Below are 20,190 nucleotides of genomic sequence, written 5' to 3' on the forward strand. Positions count from 1 at the left end.
TTGGCCGTGGGGATATGGAAAATTTTCACTAAATTTGTGGTGCATTTGAAATCGCGGCATGTTGCTGCGATGTGCTTTTATCAACTCAATCGTGACATCGCAATGAGATCCATGACAATCAAAATATTTCTTATCGTTGCAGCACTCACAACGCTTGCCACTGCAAGTGCACAGGTGCAGCGCGATGCCAGCGTCGAGAAGAGGGTGGAAAACACCCTGAGCAAGATGACCCTGCAAGAAAAGCTGGAGATGGTGGGCGAGTACAAGGGATTCAACATTCACCCTGTGGCCAGGCTCGGTATCCCTGCAATAAAGATGACCGATGCCACTCTGGGTGTGCGCAACTACGGCCCCTCGACACAGTACCCTGCCACGGCGCTGGGCGCATCTACCTGGAACCGCGACTTGATGCACGACGTGGCAGCACAGCTTGCTGCCGACTGCAAGGCGCGCGGTGTGCACATGGTGCTGGGGCCTGGTCTCAACATCATGCGTGCCCCGGTGGGCGGCCGTAATTTTGAGTACATGAGCGAAGACCCCTACTTGACCGCCCAAATGGGCGTGAGCTTCATCAACGGCTTGCAGGAAAACGGGGTGGCCGCCTGTGCCAAGCATTTTGCCCTCAACAACATGGAGCAGGACCGCTATAGCACCGATTCCCGCTGCGACGAGCGCACTTGCCACGAGATATACTTCCCGGCATTCAGGGCAGCTGTCGAGCAGGGCCATGTGGCGGCTATCATGGACAGCCACAACCTGGTCAACGGTTTCCACTCAACCGAGAATTCCTGGCTCAACCAGCGCGTGGCGCGCAAGATGTGGGGCTTCGACGGCATCATCATGAGCGATTGGGGGGCTACCCACAGCACGGTCAATGCTGCCAATGCCGGCCTTGATCTCGATATGGGCGGCGTCGACAGGGCTCCTCATTTCAACCCCGACAGCTTGGCTGCCGCGCTCAAGGCGGGCACCATCACCGAGGGCGTCATCAACGACAAGGTGCGCAATATCCTGCGCGTGATATACCGTTTCGGGTGGGACAAACGCCCTGCTGCCGACAAGAGCTTGAAGCTCGACAATGCACAAAGCGACATGGCTGCCCTGCGCGAGGCGCAAGAGGGCATCGTGCTGCTCAAGAACCAAGACCGCGTGTTGCCCCTCAAGAGGCCCAACAGGGTGCTGGTGCTCGGCCCATTTGCCGATGCCAATGTGTGTGGCGGCGGCAGCTCGCGGGTCACGCCCATTCGCTCGGTGAGCCTGCTCGCCGGGCTGAAAAATACCTTGCGGGGCACCAAGGTCGAGGTGCTCAAGACCGATCCAGGCATTGTGCCTTGCAAAGACCTCTATCTCGACCGGGGCGGCTATCGCCCTGGCCTCAATGTAGAATACTACAACAACCAGAACCTGGGTGGCGCCGCCATCGTCAAGGAGACTGTGCCGTCTCTTGACTTCAACTGGGGCAAGAGTTCGCCCAACGAGGAAATACTGGGCACCGACTACTTCTCGACTCGCTACACTGGCTACCTGAGGGTACCTGCTTCAGGCACCTACACCCTTGCGCTCACCAGCTCCAGTGGCAGCCGCTTGTGGCTCGACGGCGAGATACTGATCGACAACTGGAGCGACCACGAGAGCCACACCGAGACCGCCCGGCTCGACCTTCAGGGCGGCCGCGACTACAGCATCAAGGTGGAGTACTATGCAGGCACTGGCAATGCCTCGCTGCAACTTGGCTACCTCAAGGGCAGCCTCACAAGCAACCCGGTGGCCCAACAGGCTGGGCAATGCAATGCCGTGATCGTGACGGCCGGGTTTGGACAACAGCTCGAGACCGAGGGCAAAGACCGGCCATGGACGCTGCCCGACGACCAGGTTCAGCTCATCAAGGAGGCCGCCGCTGCCAACCCCAATACCATAGTGGTGCTCTACACAGGCGGTGCAGTCGACGTGAGCGACTGGGCCGACAAGGTGAAGGGCGTGATATGGGCAGGCTATCCCGGCCAGCAGGGTGGCACGGCTCTCGCCCAGATACTCTCGGGCAAGGTCAATCCCAGCGGACGCCTCACCTCCACTTGGGCCAAGAAGTGGGAAGACTATGCCGGTCACGACTACTTTTACAAGAAAGACGGGCAGGACTTTGTCAACTACCGCGAGTGCCTCATGGTGGGCTATCGTGGCTTCGACAAGCACAACATTGAGCCGCAATACCCCTTCGGCTATGGGTTGAGCTATACCACGTTTGCTTTCTCCAACATGAAAGTGAAGAAGAGCCGCAAGGATTACAAGATCTCGATCGATGTTAAAAATGTGGGCAAGATGGTTGGCTACGAGGTGGTACAGGTGTATGTGGCTCCCCAGCAGGTGACCGACGACGATCCCGTCCAGACGCTGCGAGGCTTTGAAAAGGTGTATCTGAATGCCGGGCAAAAGAAAACCGTCACTATCACCCTGGGTGAGGATGCCTTCACTACCTACAAGGTGTACCGCAAGGCCTTCACGCTCAACTATGGCAAGTATACCGTCAAGGTGGGCTCCTCGTCGCGGCAGTTGCCGCTCTCGGCCGAGGTTGAATTCAAGCGCCCCGTGAAGTATGTGACAGTAAACGAATGATTTTAAATCAACTGTTTTCTTATGGAATTTCAAGTAGCAAAAGAGTCAAGTAAGCGACAATATCACCGCAAACCCGTGCACGAGAGTGAAATCGTGAGCGAGTATGGCAAAAAACAACCCCAAGACACCGAGATAGAAGAGGCCGTGCTCGGCGCGCTCATGCTCGAGAAGGATGCCTACTCGCAAATCAGCGATATCCTCACTCCCGAGAGTTTCTACGACCCCAACAATCAGAAGATTTTCCAAGCCATTCAGCAGCTTGCTGTGAATGAGCGCCCCATCGACTTGCTCACGGTCACCGAGCAGTTGCGCAACAACGGTACCCTCGACGAGGTGGGGGGCGCGGTGCGCATCTCAGAGCTCACCAGCCGCGTCTCGAGCGCTGCCAACATCGAGTACCATGCACGCATCGTTGCCCAGAAATACCTGTCGCGTGAACTCATCAGCTTCAGCTCGCAAATTGGCACGTTGGCCTTCGACGAGTCGATCGACGTCTACGACTTGATGCAGGAGGCCGAAAGCAAGCTCTTCGAGATATCGCGCAACACGCTCAAGCGCGATGTGATACAAATCGACCCAGTGGTGAAGCAGGCCCTCAAGAAAATAGAGGAGGCTGCCAACCGCGATAGCGGCTTGAGCGGCCTGGCCACAGGCTACCACGACCTCGACAAGATGACCTCGGGATGGCAAAACAGCGACCTCATCATCATCGCCGCCCGCCCGGCCATGGGAAAGACCGCCCTTGTGCTCTCGATGGCCAAAAACATGGCGGTCGACTACAATACTCCTGTAGGCATCTTCTCGCTTGAGATGTCCAACTTGCAGCTGGTGAACCGCCTCATCAGCAACGTGTGTAACCTGGAGAGCGAGAAAATCAAGAGCGGACAGCTCAACGAGGCCGAGTGGAACAACCTGCTCACCCGCGTCAAGGCGCTCTACTCGGCGCCGCTCTATATCGACGACACCCCCTCGTTGTCCATCTTCGAGCTGCGCACCAAGGCCCGCCGCCTGGTGAAGGAGCATGGTGTGAAAATCATCATCATCGACTACTTGCAGCTCATGAATGCTACAGGCATGAAGTTTGGCAGCCGCGAGCAAGAGGTGAGCACAATATCGCGTTCGCTCAAGCAGCTGGCCAAGGAGCTCGACATTCCCATCATCGCCCTCTCGCAGCTCAACCGCAGTGTCGAGCAGCGCGGCGACGACAAGAATGGCAAGCGGCCGCAGCTGAGCGACCTGCGTGAGTCGGGGGCTATCGAGCAGGATGCCGATATTGTGTGCTTCATTCACCGTCCCGAGTACTACACCAAGTCGAGCGAGGACAGCGAGGGCAACGACATTCGCGGCCTGGCCGAGTTTATCATCGCCAAGCACCGCAGCGGCTCGGTGGGCGATGTCAAGATGCGATTTGTGGCCAAGTATGCCCGCTTCGAGAATTGGGACGACCAGTACAACCTCACCAGCAGTGAAACCTATGAGTCGAAGATGAACGACGACACGTCAACTCTCGACGGCGGCACCGCTGCGCCGATGGGTAGTGGCCTTGCCTCTTCCCCCTACGACAGCCAGCTGCCGCCGCCCCCCAACGTCGATTTTCTGTCGGGCCCGGGCGATGCACAGCCTCCGTTCTGACAGCGTGGCCGCACGGCAAGGGCGGTGTTAAGAAATTATACATCGAGAAATTTATGTTTTTATAATTGTTGTAAGCTAAATATTATCAAAGTATGTCGAGAAAGAAATATAGATGGCACTTAAGCGGCCAGGAGCCCACCGAGATGGACTTGCACATCATGCAACTTGAGAAAGAAGGCAAGTTGGTGCCCACACGCGACATGGTGAAGACCCCCGAGCAGATAGAGGGAATACGCATTGCCGGCCGTGTCAACACTGGCTGCCTCGATGCTGTGGCACGCGAGATACATGAGGGTATGAACACGCAAGAAATCGACGATATATGCATGCAGTACTGCCGCGAGCACAATGCAGTGCCGGCATGTCTCAACTATGAGGGCTTTCCCAAGAGTGTGTGCACGAGCATCAACGAGGTGGTGTGCCATGGCATCCCCAAAAAGGAAGACGTGCTCAAGCCGGGCGACATTGTCAACGTCGACATGACCCTGAGTGTCGACGGCTACTACGGCGACGCCTCGCGCATGTTTATCATTGGCGGCGCAACCACCCCCGAGAAGGAACAGCTCGTGAGGGTGACCAAGGAGTGTCTCGACCTGGGGGCCGAGGCTGCCAAACCCTATTGCACGATTGGCGACATAGGCCATGCCATTCAGGTTCATGCCGAGAAATACGGCTATGGTGTGGTGCGCGACTTGTGCGGCCATGGTGTGGGCCTGGCCATGCACGAGGAACCCGACATTCTGCATTATGGCCGCCCTGGCACAGGCATGGTGCTGGTGCCAGGCATGGTGTTCACTATCGAGCCCATGATCAACATGGGCACCTGGAAGGTGTTTATCGACAGCGACGACCCTTATGGCTGGGAGGTGATAAGCGGCGACGAGAAGCCCAGCGCCCAGTGGGAGCACACTTTTCTCATGACCGAGACCGGTGTCGAGATTCTGAGCTATTGATGGCAGTGCCGCCTGGCCTGGTCGCACCGCGAGGGCCTTGCACTTTTTTATGGTGGATTTACTTGTTTTTACTGTCAAAAATGAGTAAATTCACCCTTGCTTTTTTGCGAGGGTGACCAACCCTTGACCATGCCGATGCATAAAATCATTGTTTTTGCCATATTGTTGACCATGATGTGTGGAACTATACAAGGAATTACGAGTGGGCCGCACTCCCAGCGCAAGGTGCGCCAGGCTGCGGTAGCAGGCCAGTTCTATAGTGCCAACCCTGTGAAGTTGAAAGCCGATGTTACAGCCGCTTTCAGAGCCAACGCTGCAGTGCGGCCGGTCGACGGCGTGCAGGCTGTGATTGTGCCGCATGCCGGCTATGTGTTCTCGGCGCGAGTGGCTGCCGCGGCCTATGCTGCGATTGCGCCCACGGCCCGTTACGAGCGCATCATTCTGCTCGGCCCCAGCCATTGCGTTTATTTGAACAAGGCTTCGGTAGCAACGCTTTATCGCCAGTATGCTACCCCGCTGGGTCGTGTCGAGGTCGACACTGCTGCGTGCGATGCCATCGAGGCCTCGAGCCCTGTGTTCACTTGCGACGAGCGTGCCCACAGCCGTGAACATTGCCTTGAAGTGCAATTGCCGCTTTTACAAAGCCGGCTCAAGACCATGCCTCCCATCGTGCCCATACTCGTTGCCACCAGCGATGTGCAGCAACTGCAACGCATCGCCCAAGCATTGAAGCCATACTTCAACGAGAAAAACCTGTTTGTCATCAGCAGCGACTTCTCGCACTATCCTTCCTGCGACGATGCCCGTGTTGTCGACAAGGCTACCGGCCAGGCCGTGATGACTGGCCGTTGCGACGACTTTGTGAAGGCGCTCGACCGCAATCGCGCCCGGGGCATCGACTCGCTGGTCACAAGTGCCTGCGGCGAGGCTGCCATTGCCACCTTGCTGCTCATGAGCCAGGGCGACCAGTCGGTCAAAATCAAGCATGCCGCCTACAGCAACTCGGGCGATTCTCCTTATGGGAGCCGCGATAGGGTGGTGGGCTACCACTCGTTTGTGTTCTATCGAGAGCCTTCGCCGGCTGTAGCCTTCTCCCTCACCGAGGCCGACAAGCAAGAGCTCAAGAAAATTGCCCGGGCAAGCATTGAGTCGGCCTTTGGCCGCCCTGCCTATGTGCCAGGCCGCCTGTCGCCGGCGCTGCAATGCAAGTGCGGAGCTTTTGTGACACTCAACAAGTGCGGCCGGCTGCGTGGCTGCATAGGCCACTTCGGCCAGGACGTGCCACTCTACAAAATCGTGGAGCACATGGCCAGGGCGGCAGCCTTCGAGGACCCGCGATTTGACAGGCTGCGCCGCGATGAGCTCGACAGCATCGAGATAGAAATCTCGGTGTTGACTCCCATGAGGCGCATCCACGACATCTCAGAGTTTAAGCTGCATCGCGATGGCATCTACATCAAGAAAGGCAGCCGTGCCGGCACATTCCTGCCCCAGGTTGCCGATGAGGTGAACTGGACCAAAGAGGAGTTTCTGGGCCATTGTGCTCGCGACAAGGCGGGACTAGGCTGGGACGGATGGCGCACGGCACAGCTCTATACCTATCAAGCTATAGTGTTTTGATTGTCATGAAGGAGTGCTTGTTCTACACCCGTCTCGGCGACGGGAGCGTGAGATGCGACCTGTGTGCGCACCGTTGCACGCTGGCCAGCGGGCAGCGTGGCCTGTGCAAGAGTCGCCGCAATGCCGGCGGGGTGATGGTGAGCGATGTGTATGGGCACCCCTGTGCCTTGGCGGTCGACCCGGTCGAAAAGAAGCCACTGGCCATGTTCTACCCAGGCACGCGATGCCTGTCGATGGCGTGCTCGGGGTGCAACCTGCGCTGTCTCAACTGTCAGAACCACGACATCTCACAGGCAGCTCCGTGCGAGGTGCACAGCAGCGATGTGAGCCCCGAGGCTATGGTCGGCATGGCTCTTGAACGCGGCCTGCCCAGCATTGCCTATACCTATACCGAGCCGCTCACCTATATCGAGTATGTGCTCGAGATTGCCCGCCTGGCCCATAGGCACGGGCTGTACAACATTCTGGTCTCGGCAGGCTATGTCAACGCGCAACCGCTCAATGAGCTCGCCCCGCTCATCGATGCTGCCAATATCGATTTGAAAGCCTTCGACGACATGATCTATGTGAGGCAGTGCGGTGCTCACCTGCAGCCTGTGCTCGACACCTTGCTCACCTTGAAAGCTGCCGGCACCCATCTCGAGATCACCCACTTGCTCATTCCGCAGGTCAACGACGACATGACCATGTTCAACGCTATGTGCCGCTGGCTTGTCGACAACGGCTTGGCTGGCTGCCCGTTGCACCTAACCCGGTTTTTCCCGTGTTACCGCATGCTCGATTCAATTGCCACGCCGCGCTCCACACTGCTCGAGGCACGCGACATTGCCCTGCGCGCTGGGATTGAGCATGTTTTCTTAGGCAATATTTAGTGTGCATGTCATGAGTTATCTTTACGTCAAGCCCAAAAAGAAACACCTCGTCGAGCTGCCTCATTATGTGCTCGTCAACGACCAGGTGCTCGGCCTGGTGAAAGGCCAAGTTGTGCGCATTCACCTGCCGGCTGGCAGCTACAAGGTGACTGTGAGGAGCGTCTACAAGTTTATCGAGGGCTCGGCCATGGTAGAGGTTGGCGATGATGAGACGGTGACCTGCATGGTTTCAGACCACGAAAAGTGGTGGAACATCTTGTTCAACGTCGACTTGATACTGTGGGCCGCCAAGCGTTTTGTCAACATTGGCGAGCCATGGGATACCGTCTACGAGGTGGCGAGCAATGGCTTTTTTGCAATATGGTTGTTACGCCTGTGGATCATCAGAAAACGCTATTTCAAAATCGCAATCCATAGTAATTAAGATGTGAAAATAAAATTTAAGGTTAATTTGAGAAACCTTGCCGATGGTGCTTGGTAAAATGTATTTTGCTCATCTGTAGCTCCTTGACGCGGTGCCTTGTGCCGCCTTGCAGGCTGGTCGATTTGCCGTTGTGGACTTTTATCACTAATTTTGTGGTCCCAATGAAGAAAATTTTCACAATAATAATATCACTCTGCACCATGCTGTGTAGTGCGCAGACCTACTGCCGAGTAGCCTCTACGCGCCAAATTACCAACAGCGACGGTTATTTTCCGCAAATCAACTATCAAGGCACGCAGGTGCTATACAGCGACACCGAGGCGCGCTACCTCTACCTCTACGACTTGCAGTCGGGCGAGCGCACGACGGTGAGCAGCCAGGGCATGCCAGGATTCGAAGGCCGGTTTGCCCCCGACGGCAAGGTGTATTACATCACGATGGCTGTGAACCCCGATCATTTGATTTTTCGCACAGGTCATGAGTATGACCCCGCTACGGGGCACGACCGGGTGATATTGAGCGCGCAACACGGTGCAGTGCACGCCATCAACGGGTCCAAGGACCTGGCTGTGGTGGGGGAGAGCAAGCAATGGCACTTGCGTGAGGCTGGCGTGGTGGCCTGGACGCTCGGCCCCAAGCTCTATGTCTCGCGCGGTGGCACAATCAACGTCTACACGCCTGTGCGCAACTGTGCAGGCTACCTGTGGGCTTCGGTGTCGCCCGACGGCAAGAAAGTGCTTTTTGAGGCGGTGGGCAAGGGCCTGTATGTGTGCGACGCCGCCACAGGCGAGGTCATGGCGCACTCGACCACGTCTTTCATGATGCCGTGCTGGTTCAACAACGACTACATCGTGGGGCAGACCAAGAGCTATCGCATCGTGCTCATCCCAGCCGACTGCAGCGGCCAGCAGACGCTTGCCAGCGGCAGTTGCACCATGCCCATGGTTGCAGGCAAAAACATCATTTACACCACCAAGGGCGGCGCTGTGCGTCTCATCTCGATTATCCTCAAGGGTGAAGAGGGCTACGACGAGAGTCAAGCGACCACGCCGCCGCAATCGAGCACCCGCAACAACAATAGCGACGACGAGTCGCAGGATCACGATCAATAGCGAGTTTTTTTTCTTTTCTGGGAAGACTAAAGTACAAAAATGAATTTCAATAGCAAGATATTTCTACTCGCAAGCCTTGCACTGGTGTGTGCAGTGCCCCTCAAGGCACAAAGCAAGGTCACGGCACAGCCCGCGCCCGTGCGCCCGCGAGTGTTCATCAATCCTGGTCACGGCGGTCACGATTCCAACGACCGGCCCGAGCCATTCTTCAACGAGGGCATGCAGCAACGTGTGCCCTACTATGAAAGCGACAGCAATCTGGCCGAGGGTCAGGCACTCTACGACATCTTGCGCAACAAGGGCTACGAGGTGTACATGTCGCGCTTCAACAACACCTCGCAAGACGACCTCTACCTGTTTGAAATAAGCCAGATGGCGCTTGCCTATGGTGCCGATGTGTTTTTTGCCATTCACAGCAACGACACGGGCACGTCGCGGCGCACCAACATTCCGCTTGCCCTCTTCCGCGGCTACACCGACCGTGAGGCCGCCGAGGGCAGCAAGGAGCTTGCTCTCACAGTTGTGAAAAACCTGCGCAACAACCAGACCTCGCAGTGGACGGGCGACGGCCTTGCCCGCGGCGACTGGAGCTTCTACAGCTGGGGCTATGGCGTGGGACTGGGCGTGCTGCGCTGGAACAAGGTGCCCGGCATGCTTGTGGAGTCGGCTTTCCACGATTACCTGCCCGAGCGCGAGCGTTTTCTCAACAAGGATTACTCCTGGAACAATGCTTGGCTTCACAGCATCTCGCTCGACGAGTTCTTTCACCGCCAGGGCATCAACCAGGGCGTGATATCGGGTGTGGTGCGTTACGACTACCAGCGCAAGGGTGCTCGTGTCACCACATTCGGCGACGATCGCTACCAGCCTGTCAACAACATTCCTGTCGAACTGTGCACCCCCGATGGCTCAGTTATTGCCAGCTACCAGACCGACAGTTACAACAACGGTTTCTACTCGTTTACCGGCTTGAAGCCTGGCAACTACACCGTCGAGGTGGATGGCGCGCCAAGTCACCCTGTCACCGTAAAGGCCAATGCTGCAACCTACTGCAACATTACCATCGCTACAATCAAGCAGCAGGGCGACACTACCAGCGTGAACGTCGATGTGGCTCAGTGAGCATGGCCTGTGCCACGTCGCCGGCCACTTGTATATATTTAGACTAATTTTTTTTACCACAGCATAAACAATGAAAAAACTTCTTTTTGTTATTACCGCCTTGCTCGCAGTAGCGGCAAGCGCACAGGTGACAGTTGTCGACAGCAGCCAGATGGCCTTGACCGACAGCGACGCGTTTTTCCCGCAGCTCTACCTGGGGTCGCCCAGGTCCATGCTCATGTATTCATCCTACGAGGCTGCACGCCTCATGCTCAAGCCGCTCGACGGCACAAGCGCCCAAGTCGTGAGCGACAACGGCTTCCCCGGCTTCTCGGGGCGGTTCACTCCCGACGGCAAAGTGTGCTATGTGACGATGCAGCGTGGCGACAACAATCTCATCTACCGCACAGGCCACCTTTATGATCCCGCCACTGGCCGCGACAAGGTTGTGCTCAAGCCACAGCATGGAGCCGTAAAGGCCATCGTGGGCAGCAAGGGCGTAGCCATTGTGGGCGAAAAGAAATCTTGGAATTTAAAAAAGGCCGGGCTGCTGTGCTGGACGCAGGGTCCCAACCTCTATGTGGCACGCAACGGCAAGGTGCGCACCCTGCACCCCGTGGACGGTGTCACAGGCTACCTGTGGTCGTCGATTTCGCCCGATGGCACCAAAATTGCCTTTGTGGCCGCCGGCAAGGGGCTCTATGTGTGTGACCTGAATGGCAAAGTGCTCTATGAGCTGGGGCTTTTCCTCATGCCGTGCTGGCTGGGCAGCAACCACATTGTGGCCATGAGCAACAGCGGCAACGTTCGCCTCACGGGTTCGCACATCTATGTGATGACCGTCGACGGGAAGCGCACCGATGTGCTGGTCGAGGATGCACAATCTATCCAGCCCATGACCATTGGCAACACCGTGGTCTACACCACGCGCGAGGGCCAGGTGCGCTGGCTGAAAGTGAAACTTGAAAACGACAAATGATAGAAGGGAGGAACTGAAAATGAAAACGAATACAATAGCTCGATATATCTTGATTCTGGCAGCGGCTGCCATGTGTGCAGGCACTGCTGCGGCAGGGCGCAAGGCCAACAGCGAGAAGCCTCGCGTCTATGTCAATCCTGGCCACGGCGGCCATGACGACGACGACCGCTATGAGCCTTTCTACAACCAGGCAGCGCACGACACTGTCGACTACTATGAGAGCGATTCCAATCTGGGCGTGGGCAACGCCCTTGTCGACTTGCTCAGAAAGAAAGGCTACGATGTGTATACCTCGAGAGTGAACAATGGCACCTACGACGACCTCGACCTCTTTGAGATATGCCAGCTGGCCGAGGACAGCGGCGCCGACATGTTCTTCTGCATCCACAGCAACGACACTGGCACCGATGTCCGCGTCAACTTCCCCCTTGCCCTCTACCACGGCTGGACAGGCAAGCCGGTGTCGGCAGGCAGCGACAGCATTGCCAGCTATGTGATGCGTCGCCTCTATGCCAGCAAGGCAACGTGCTGGTCACGCGAGCCCATGATATCGGGCGACTGGACTTTCTATCCCCAGTGGGGCTACCGCACCGGCCTGGGCGTGCTGCGCTACAACAAGCTGCCCGGCATGTTGAGCGAGGCTGTGTACCACGATTACCTGCCCGAGCGCGAGCGTCTGCTCAACAAGGACTACAACTGGCTCGAGGGTTGGCTTCACAGCCTGGCCATCGATGAGTATTTTGGCCGTCTCGGCAACTATGGCAAGGGCTCGATATCGGGCATTGTGCGCTACAACCAGTTGCGCGTCGACTCGGCCATGACCAAGACCTATGGCGATGATGCCTATCAGCCAGTGAGCGGCGCGGTTGTGCGCCTCTTCGACGCCAAGGGCAAGGAGCTGCGCACCTACACTACCGATCACCTCAACAATGGCTACTACCTGTTTGGCGACTTAAATCCAGGCGAGTATGTGATCAAGGTCGATGGCATTGCCCAGCGTGCCAGCAAGGTGAGCGTGAGGGCCAACGCCCCGAGCTATTGCAACATCTTCTTTTGATAAAAATGTTGCATGACAAAGATTGCTTTCTTGGTCACGATTTCTTATTTTTGCCTGAGTAATACATCTGCTTTTAGATTTAACTAATTAATTATACTATTGATAATGAAACGATTGTTTTTTGTTTTGGCCGTAGGCCTTGCCTTGGTGGCACACGGGCAGGTTGCCGTGGTCACGAGCAACGAGCGTGTGCCGGGCATCGACGAGCCGGGCTTTTACCCCCAGTTGAGCCAGGACGGGCGTAGGCTTGTCTATTCCTCGGGCGAGGCCCAGGGATTGCGACTCTATGATTTCGACAGCCATAGGAGCACCACCATAAGCGACGGCAATGGCGCCGGCCTGGGTGCTAAATTTGGTCCCGATGGCAATGTCTACTATGTGACCCAGGCTCTGGGCGACGGCAACCTGGTGTATCGCACAGGGCACTGCTACAATGTGGCACAGCACACCAGTCAGGTCGTGCTTGAGGCTCAGCATGGCGCCGTGCGTGCCGTGGCTGGCCGCGGCGGTGTTGCCATCAGGGGCAGCAAGCGCAGCTACGCCTCGTCGCGCAACATGGGCACTTCGGTCTACACCGAGGGGTCTAAGGTTTACATAACCACTGCTGGCAAGACGGTGGCCTACAGCCCAGTCGAGTCGTGGGCTGGCTATATATGGCCCTCGCTCTCGCCCGACGGCAAGAAAGTAGCCTTTGTGGCTGCCGAGAAGGGGGTCGTCGTCATCGACCTCACGGGCAGGGTGCTGGCCATGCTGGGCAAGTACCAGATGCCTGCTTGGTACAACAACGACTACATTGTTGCACAGAATGCTCACGACGACGGGCATCAGTTCACCTCGTCGCAAATCATGCTGCTCAAGGCCGACGGCACCTGCAAGCAGGCCTTGACGGCCTCAACATCGATGACGATGCAACCCGCCAGTGCGGCTGGCCGCATTGTGTATACCACCATCGACGGCCTGCTCTATGAAATGACTATTGCAATCAATCCACAAAATTCTGCGTCGCGATGAAAAAATGTCTTTTAATCTTATCGGTGCAGCTCGTTGCTGCAGTGCTGGGTGCAAGCTATGTCATGGCCAACACCGAGAAGCCTCATGTGTATATCAACCCAGGCCATGGCGGCCACGACAGCGACGACCGCAATGTGGCCACGCCCAACTTTGCCGCCGGCGACACCAGTGGTTTCTGGGAGTCGAACGCCAGCTTGAAAAAAGGCATCGCCTTGAAGCAGATTTTGGAGAAAAAAGGCTACACCACGAGTATTTCGCGTGTGACCAACACTTCTGAGAGCGACCTCGACTTGTCGACTATCGTGGAATTGTGCAACCAGAGCGGAGCCGATGTGTTTTATGCCATCCACAGCAACGCCACCGGTGCTGGCGAGGGCTACCGCATCAACTACCCCATAGGTCTCTACCGTGGCTACACGGGCCAGCCCGAGATTGCCGGTTCCGACTCGCTCACCGCCTGCCTGGGTCCCTACCTGCTGGCCAACAAGAGCACGGTGTGGAGCAACGAGAACTATTACATGTATGGCGACTGGACTTTCTACCCCCAGTGGGGCTATCATGTGGGATTGGGCGTGCTGCGCGGCAACAAGGCTGTCTCCATGCTCGATGAGGGCTCGTTTCATGACTATATCCCCGAGGCCGAGCGGCTCATCAATCCCGACTACTGCTGGGTGGAGGGGTGGAATTTCTCACTCGGTGCCGACAAGTTCTTCAATCGCCTCGACAAGTTTGACCTGGGTATCGTCACAGGCAACATTCGCGACGACCGCGTGATACGCAATGGCAACTATGTGAAGCTGGGCGACGACAACCGCGTGCCCGTAGATGGCGCCCGCGTGCAGCTGCTTGACGAATCGGGCAATGTGGTGCAAAGCACAACGACCGACTCGCTCGACGACGGCATCTACCTTTTCAAGTATGTGGAGCCGGGCAAGTATACTGTCGCAGTGAGCGACTCGTCGCATTTCTCAATGACCAAGGAAGTCACCGTTGCTGCCAATGCCCCTGTGTATTGCAACTTCGACCTCAAGCGTGTGCGCAACACAGCCCCTCGCGTGCTCAGCTACAGCCCCGTGTGGCACGAGAACGATGCTGCCGTGAAGTGTAACACCCCTGTGGTGCTGCAGTTCAATTGGGACATGGATACTGAGTCGACGCAACAGGCATTCAGCATCTCACCTGCTGTCGAGGGCACCTTCACATGGGAGGACACCAACTACCGCATGGTCTTTACCCCGACCGATGCCTACGACACCAACACGGTCTACACTGTCACCCTCCACAAGAGTGCTCGGCACGGCGGCGGCACACCCATGGACAGCGACTTTACTTTCCAGTTCCGCACACAGGACCGCAACCACATCTATCCCCTTGCCGTATTCCCCTATGAGGGAGCTCAAGTGCATTACAAGGCTGGCCAGTATGTTGAGTTCCGCACCGACTCGATGCTCAATGCCTACAACATCGCCAGCTACTTCCACGTCTACGACAAGGATGGCAATGAGCTGAGCTACAACAAGCGCAATGTGAAGTACGGCAAGCGTGGCGACGACTATGGCTACTGCCGCCTCTCGCTGCTCAAAGCGCTCACACCTGGCGAGAGCTACCGCTTGGTCGTCGACAAGGCGTTGAGCGACACTGCCGGCTTGCACCTGGAGAATCAGGAGTCCTGCAACTTCACAGCCGTCGATGCAGGCGAGGCCAAGAGTGGCACTGTCGTCGACGACTTTGAGTCGACTGCCAACTACAATGTGATGCTCACCGACTGTGTGGGCAGCCCCTCGGGCACGGTTTCGGCTTCAAGCGACAAGCTCTTTGGCTCCCACAGCTTGCAGTTTGCCTATCAGTTCTATCCCGACACCACGGCTTGCTATGCGCGCCAGATTGTGATTGAATACCAGGAGCCCGCGGCAACAACCTTTACCCATGGCGACGAGATAGGCGTCCACATCAACGGCGACATGAGCTACAACACGCTCTACGCATTCTTCGAACCCGTTGGCACGACCGCTCAATCGCCGTGGGTGAGGGTGGCCTTGAGCAAAATCGACTACCACGGGTGGCATTATGCCACGGCCAGGACCGACAGCCTTGAGGCAGGCGTTGCCTATCGCTTGTCGGGGTTGCAGCTGGTAAAGAACGATAGCAAGATGGGCTACTCGGGCACGATCAAAATCGACAACCTGCTCAAGTTGCCCTCGACTGCAGTTAACTCAATCACGGCCGGCAAGTCTCTTGTCAAGGTTGGCCCTGTGCCGGCGAGCGACTATATCGTGGGTAGCGCCGATGGCTTTATCGACGGGGTTGAACTCGTCAACGCTGCCGGGCAACTCGTGGCACGCAACGCTGCCAATTTTGTGAATGTGAGCAATGTGGCTCCAGGCGTCTATTTCTTGCGGGTTTACATGGCGGGTCGCGCTACAACTCACAAGGTGATAGTGAAACACTAAATAGATTATTTTCTTATTAATAATTTTTAAAATGCGTGAAGGTTGATTAAAATTGCCTTCACGCATTTTCTTTTCTCATAATTTTGAGTTAACAAATGTTTGCACGTGTTATAATGTATTTAAAACGCGCTTAATTTCTGTCTCTTTTTTGAAATATTGGTTTTATTTTTTATTTTTGTCAATATTTAAATACTTTTTTGGACAATGGCTCCACATTGACGTTATTAAGACTGAACCTACATGAATAATCAGAACATGAAAGTAATAGCCGAGAGCAGCTCCACGCGCACCGAGTGGGTGCTGGTCGATGGTGACAACATAGTTGAGCATGCCTTTACCGAGGGCTTGAACCCCTTTTTCCAAACACGCCGTGAGATAAGCCACATCATACGCCTGGGCTTGCCTCCAGCCTTTTTCAAGCGCCGTTGGGAACATGTGTACTACTATGGCGCCGGTTGCTCCAGCCCCGAGAAGAACAAGATTGTAGAGGTGTCGCTGGTGGCCCAGTTCAAGACTCCGGTCACTGTCGAGAGCGACCTCGTGGGTGCTGCCCGTGGACTGCTCATTCACGAGCCAGGCCTGGCCTGTATCTTGGGCACGGGTTCCAACTCCTGCCAATACGACGGCGAGAAGATAGTGAAAAACGTGCGCCCTGGCGGTTTCATCCTGGGCGACGAGGGCAGCGGCAGTGCGCTCGGGCGCATCTTTCTGAGCGACGTGCTCAAGGACTTGGCTCCTCGCGAGGTGGCACAGGCCTTCTTCGATGAGTACAAGTTGACCCCCGACGACATCATGGATGCCGTGTATTCCAACCCCATGGCCAATCACAACTTGCGCAACTACAGCTTCTTCCTTGCCGATCATCTCGACAATGACTATGTGCACGAGATTGTAGACCGAGAAATCATGCGTTTCTTCCAGCGCAACATCAGCCAGTACGACTACAAGGGAAACCCGGTGTGCTTTGTGGGCCAGGTAGCCTGCAGCTACAGCGAGATACTTATTTCGGTAGCCAGCCGCTTCGGTGCCACTATCAAAAAGATTGTGCGCAACTCCATGCCCGGCCTTGTCGCCTACCACAAGGAGAACTAAGGCTCCCGTCAGCCGAAAAGATACTAATCACTCACAATGGTCGCCGCCACCGTGCGAGCGGCCATTTTATAAACTAATAGAACTACATTATAATGAAATCAACGCTTTTTGCATTGTCGTTGCTTGCCGCATTCACGATGAGTGCTCGTGCCCTCGACGACACATGCTTGAATCAGCTTCGGTCGATGGTGCAGTCTACCATCGGGCCCGATGTGAGCATCGGCCAGGCCAGGGTGAACCGCGCCAGCGTGAGTGGCGACACACTCGTGGTTGACCTTGCCGCCAACTATGCCCACAACACATTCACTCCCGAGCTCATCGCGCAGCTCAAAAGCCGCATGCTGCAGGCCTCGGGCGTGCCGGCGGGCACCCGCCACGTGCAACTCACAATTGCCGGCGACGATGTCGACAATTATTTCTTCAACTTCGACAAGCGGTGGAGCCGTCGCCACGCGCCGTTTGTGAGCGAGAACGACCCTGCACGCCACTATAGCAAGGGCCTCGACGGCAACATCATTGCCATGTGGCAAAGCCACGGTTACTACTATGAGGCGGGCATCAACCACTGGGAGTGGCAACGGCCGCGCCTTTTTGAAACGCACGAGGACCTGTATCCCATGAGCTATGTGATACCCTTTGTCATGCCCATGCTCGAGAATGCCGGCGCCTATGTGTGGAATCCGCGCGAGCGCGACACGCATGCAACCGAGGTGATTGTCGACAACGACGGCGGCCTGGCTCAGTGTGGCTACGTCGAGACTGGCGGCAAGTGTGGCTGGCAAGATGCCGGCGCGGGATTTGCCTACAAGCAGCGCACCTATCTCGACTGTCAAAATCCGTTTGCCTCCGGCACAGCACGTCAGGTTGAGGCCCGGCGCAAGCCCTCGAGCACGGCAACATGGAGTGCGCGCGTGCCCGAGGCTGGCGACTATGCCGTGTATATCTCCTACAAGACACTCGACAACAGTGTCGACGACGCCCAGTACACCGTCAACTGTGCTGCCGGCCGCCGCACCTTCACGGTCAACCAGCGCATGGCTGGCGGGGTGTGGGTCTACCTGGGCACTTTCCCGCTCAAGCAGGGCTTGAACAAGGACGTGGTGACCTTGACCAACCAGTCGAGGAGCAAGCATGGCGTGGTCACTGCCGATGCCGTAAAGATAGGCGGCGGCATGGGCAATATCGCTCGCACAGCCTTGCCCAACACGCCCGAAAACCGCAAGTGGGCCGCTGCCTACGACTGGCACTACACCTTGCAGCGCGATGGCGTTGACTATGCTCCCGTGGTGAGCGGCATGCCGCGCTATGTGGAAGGTGCCCGCTACTTCTTGCAATGGTCGGGTTTCCCCGACAGTGTCTATACCGTGTCGCGGGGCTTGACCGACTATGCCGACGACTTCCGCAGTCGCAGCGAGTGGGTGAATTACCTCTCGGGCGGCAGCCAGGCCAATCCTGCGCAACAGCATGGCTTGCACGTGCCCCTCGACCTGTCGATGGCTTTTCACACCGATGCCGGCGTCACTGCTGGCGACCGCATTGTGGGCACGCAGAGCATATACCGCAGCAACCACTTTGGCAACTATGCCGACGGCACACCGCGCATCATCTCGCGACGGCTGGCCGAGATGGTCAATGCGCAGCTTGTGGCCGACATGCGTGCCCAGTTTGAACCCCACTGGACCGACCGCGGCCTCACTCAGGAAAATCTCTACGAGATACGGGTGCCCCAGGTGCCGGGCATGTTGCTCGAGTACTTGTCGCATCAGAATTTTGCCGACATGCGCTACGGGCTTGACCCTAACTTCATTTTTGCTTCGAGCCGTGCCATCTACAAGGGCATCTTGAGGTGGATCGCGGCACGCGACCACAGGCAGGTTGTTGTGCAACCTCTTCCTGTACAGTCCTTTGCGATAGCTCCATTGGGCAACGCGCGTTTTAAGCTCACCTGGACGGCTACCCCCGACAGTCTTGAGCCTACAGCCATGCCCAAGCGCTACATCGTGGCCGAGCGGGTGGGCGACAACAACGGCTTTGCCGAGATTGCAATTGTCGACAAGCCCGAATACATGGTGACCGTGACCGACAGCTTGTTGCACAGCTACCGAGTGACTGCACTCAACGACGGCGGCCGCAGCTTCCCGAGCGAGACACTCTCGCTCGGTATTGCTCCCCGCAGCAAGGGCATGGTGATGGTGGTGAACGGCTTCACTCGCTTGAGCGCCCCCGACTGGGTCGACGATGGAGACTATTGCGGCTTTACCGACGAGACCGACCATGGTGTGCCCTATGTGCAGGGCATCAATTACATAGGGTCACAGTATGAGCGCCGCCGCAGCGCAAAGTGGCGCGACGACGACTCGGGCGGCTGGGGCAACAGCCACAGCGACTATGAGGGCAAGGTGGTGGCCGGCAACACCTTTGATTTTCCTGCCCTGCACGGGGCTTCTATCATGCGTGCCGGCTATTCCTTTGTGTCGACCAGCGTCAAGGCTGTAGAGCAGGGTCTTGTCGACTTGAAAGGCTTCAAGCTGCTCGACTATATTGCTGGCAAGCAGAAAGAGACCAAGAACGGCCGTGGCTATTACCCCAGCCGCTACAAGATTTTCACCCCAGCCTTGCGCCATGCGCTCACTGCCTATTGCAATGGCGGCGGCAGTGTGCTTCTCACGGGCAGCTATGTGGCCAGCGATGTCTACGACAAGGCTCAACCCGACACTGCCGAGATGGCTTTTACCAAGCAAGTGCTGGGCTATCGCTGGGGATGTAGCCAGGCTACCGTCACGGGCCAGGCCTATGTGCTGTCTACTCCATTCAAGATGATCGCTGGCGGGGCTCGGCTTGCATTCAACCAGCAGCTCAGCGACAAGTGGTATTGCGTGGAGTCGCCCGATGCGGTCTACTCGGCTGGTGGCGAGAGTGTTGCCTTCATGCGCTATGCCGAAAACAACAAGCAGGCCGGCATCCTGTGCAATCGCGGCAGCTATCGCACTGCAGTTGTGGGTTTCCCCTTTGAGTCGATTGTCGATGAGAATGAGCGCGACACCTTGATGAGCCAGCTGTTGCAGTACCTCGACAGCAAGTAGCCCCGGTGCGCTTGCTCTGGTTGTAACCCCGCATTGTCACTCTAAGTGAAAAAAATCTTGCCAGGCGTCCACACACGGCCAAGCGGCTGTCGTGTGTGTGTGGATGCCCGGCTTTTTTTGTTTGAAAAGATTTTGAAATTAAAAATGTGTGCTTAAATAATAAAAATTGTGAAAAATAGGGAAATTTAAATCAC

General features: G+C 56.7%; 14 protein-coding genes. All 14 read left to right on the plus strand.

Translation table 11 applies throughout. The annotated features are described in order from the left end of the window. Nucleotides 1-111 precede the first annotated feature (111 nt). The gene (locus GF423_RS11345) at nucleotides 112-2,610 is read left to right on the plus strand and encodes a glycoside hydrolase family 3 C-terminal domain-containing protein (protein ID WP_206113238.1); all 2,499 of its coding nucleotides are present in this window, start codon (nucleotides 112-114) and stop codon (nucleotides 2,608-2,610) included. Between the two features lie 21 nt (nucleotides 2,611-2,631). Further along, nucleotides 2,632-4,242 carry a replicative DNA helicase gene (gene dnaB, locus GF423_RS11350; RefSeq protein ID WP_154328466.1) on the plus strand — a complete coding sequence of 537 codons (1,611 nt, stop codon included), beginning with the start codon at nucleotides 2,632-2,634 and terminating at the stop codon, nucleotides 4,240-4,242. Nucleotides 4,243-4,334: 92 nt separating this feature from the next. Continuing rightward, nucleotides 4,335-5,195 (plus strand): type I methionyl aminopeptidase, encoded by an 861-nt coding sequence (map, locus tag GF423_RS11355; RefSeq protein WP_154328467.1) that lies wholly within the window; start codon nucleotides 4,335-4,337, stop codon nucleotides 5,193-5,195. Between the two features lie 135 nt (nucleotides 5,196-5,330). Then, nucleotides 5,331-6,815, plus strand: a complete 1,485-nt coding sequence (amrB, locus tag GF423_RS11360; RefSeq protein ID WP_154328468.1) for an AmmeMemoRadiSam system protein B — start codon at nucleotides 5,331-5,333, stop codon at nucleotides 6,813-6,815. 5 nt (nucleotides 6,816-6,820) lie between these two features. Next, the gene (gene amrS, locus GF423_RS11365) at nucleotides 6,821-7,687 is read left to right on the plus strand and encodes an AmmeMemoRadiSam system radical SAM enzyme (RefSeq protein WP_235911741.1); all 867 of its coding nucleotides are present in this window, start codon (nucleotides 6,821-6,823) and stop codon (nucleotides 7,685-7,687) included. A gap of 10 nt (nucleotides 7,688-7,697) precedes the next feature. Beyond that, a complete protein-coding gene (locus GF423_RS11370; protein WP_154328470.1) occupies nucleotides 7,698-8,111 on the plus strand; it encodes a hypothetical protein in 414 nt (137 codons plus the stop codon). Nucleotides 8,112-8,272: 161 nt separating this feature from the next. Beyond that, entirely contained in the window at nucleotides 8,273-9,223 is a 951-nt protein-coding gene (locus tag GF423_RS11375; RefSeq protein ID WP_154328471.1) for a hypothetical protein, read from the plus strand. Nucleotides 9,224-9,262: 39 nt separating this feature from the next. Beyond that, nucleotides 9,263-10,345, plus strand: coding sequence for an N-acetylmuramoyl-L-alanine amidase (locus GF423_RS11380; RefSeq protein WP_154328472.1), 1,083 nt, complete (start codon nucleotides 9,263-9,265; stop codon nucleotides 10,343-10,345). Between the two features lie 70 nt (nucleotides 10,346-10,415). After that, a complete protein-coding gene (locus tag GF423_RS11385; RefSeq protein ID WP_154328473.1) occupies nucleotides 10,416-11,303 on the plus strand; it encodes a TolB family protein in 888 nt (295 codons plus the stop codon). 19 nt (nucleotides 11,304-11,322) lie between these two features. Further along, a complete protein-coding gene (locus tag GF423_RS11390; RefSeq protein ID WP_154328474.1) occupies nucleotides 11,323-12,360 on the plus strand; it encodes an N-acetylmuramoyl-L-alanine amidase in 1,038 nt (345 codons plus the stop codon). 105 nt (nucleotides 12,361-12,465) lie between these two features. Next, nucleotides 12,466-13,371 carry a TolB-like translocation protein gene (locus GF423_RS11395; RefSeq protein WP_154328475.1) on the plus strand — a complete coding sequence of 302 codons (906 nt, stop codon included), beginning with the start codon at nucleotides 12,466-12,468 and terminating at the stop codon, nucleotides 13,369-13,371. Continuing rightward, the gene (locus GF423_RS11400) at nucleotides 13,368-15,821 is read left to right on the plus strand and encodes an Ig-like domain-containing protein (protein ID WP_154328476.1); all 2,454 of its coding nucleotides are present in this window, start codon (nucleotides 13,368-13,370) and stop codon (nucleotides 15,819-15,821) included. Before GF423_RS11395 ends, GF423_RS11400 begins: the two co-directional genes overlap by 4 nt. Before the next feature lie 255 nt (nucleotides 15,822-16,076). Then, nucleotides 16,077-16,913, plus strand: coding sequence for a hypothetical protein (locus GF423_RS11405; RefSeq protein WP_154328477.1), 837 nt, complete (start codon nucleotides 16,077-16,079; stop codon nucleotides 16,911-16,913). 92 nt (nucleotides 16,914-17,005) lie between these two features. Next, nucleotides 17,006-19,996 carry a golvesin C-terminal-like domain-containing protein gene (locus GF423_RS11410; RefSeq protein ID WP_154328478.1) on the plus strand — a complete coding sequence of 997 codons (2,991 nt, stop codon included), beginning with the start codon at nucleotides 17,006-17,008 and terminating at the stop codon, nucleotides 19,994-19,996. The last annotated feature ends 194 nt before the right edge of the window (nucleotides 19,997-20,190 follow it).

This window comes from Sodaliphilus pleomorphus (assembly GCF_009676955.1).
Lineage (GTDB): Bacteria > Bacteroidota > Bacteroidia > Bacteroidales > Muribaculaceae > Sodaliphilus > Sodaliphilus pleomorphus.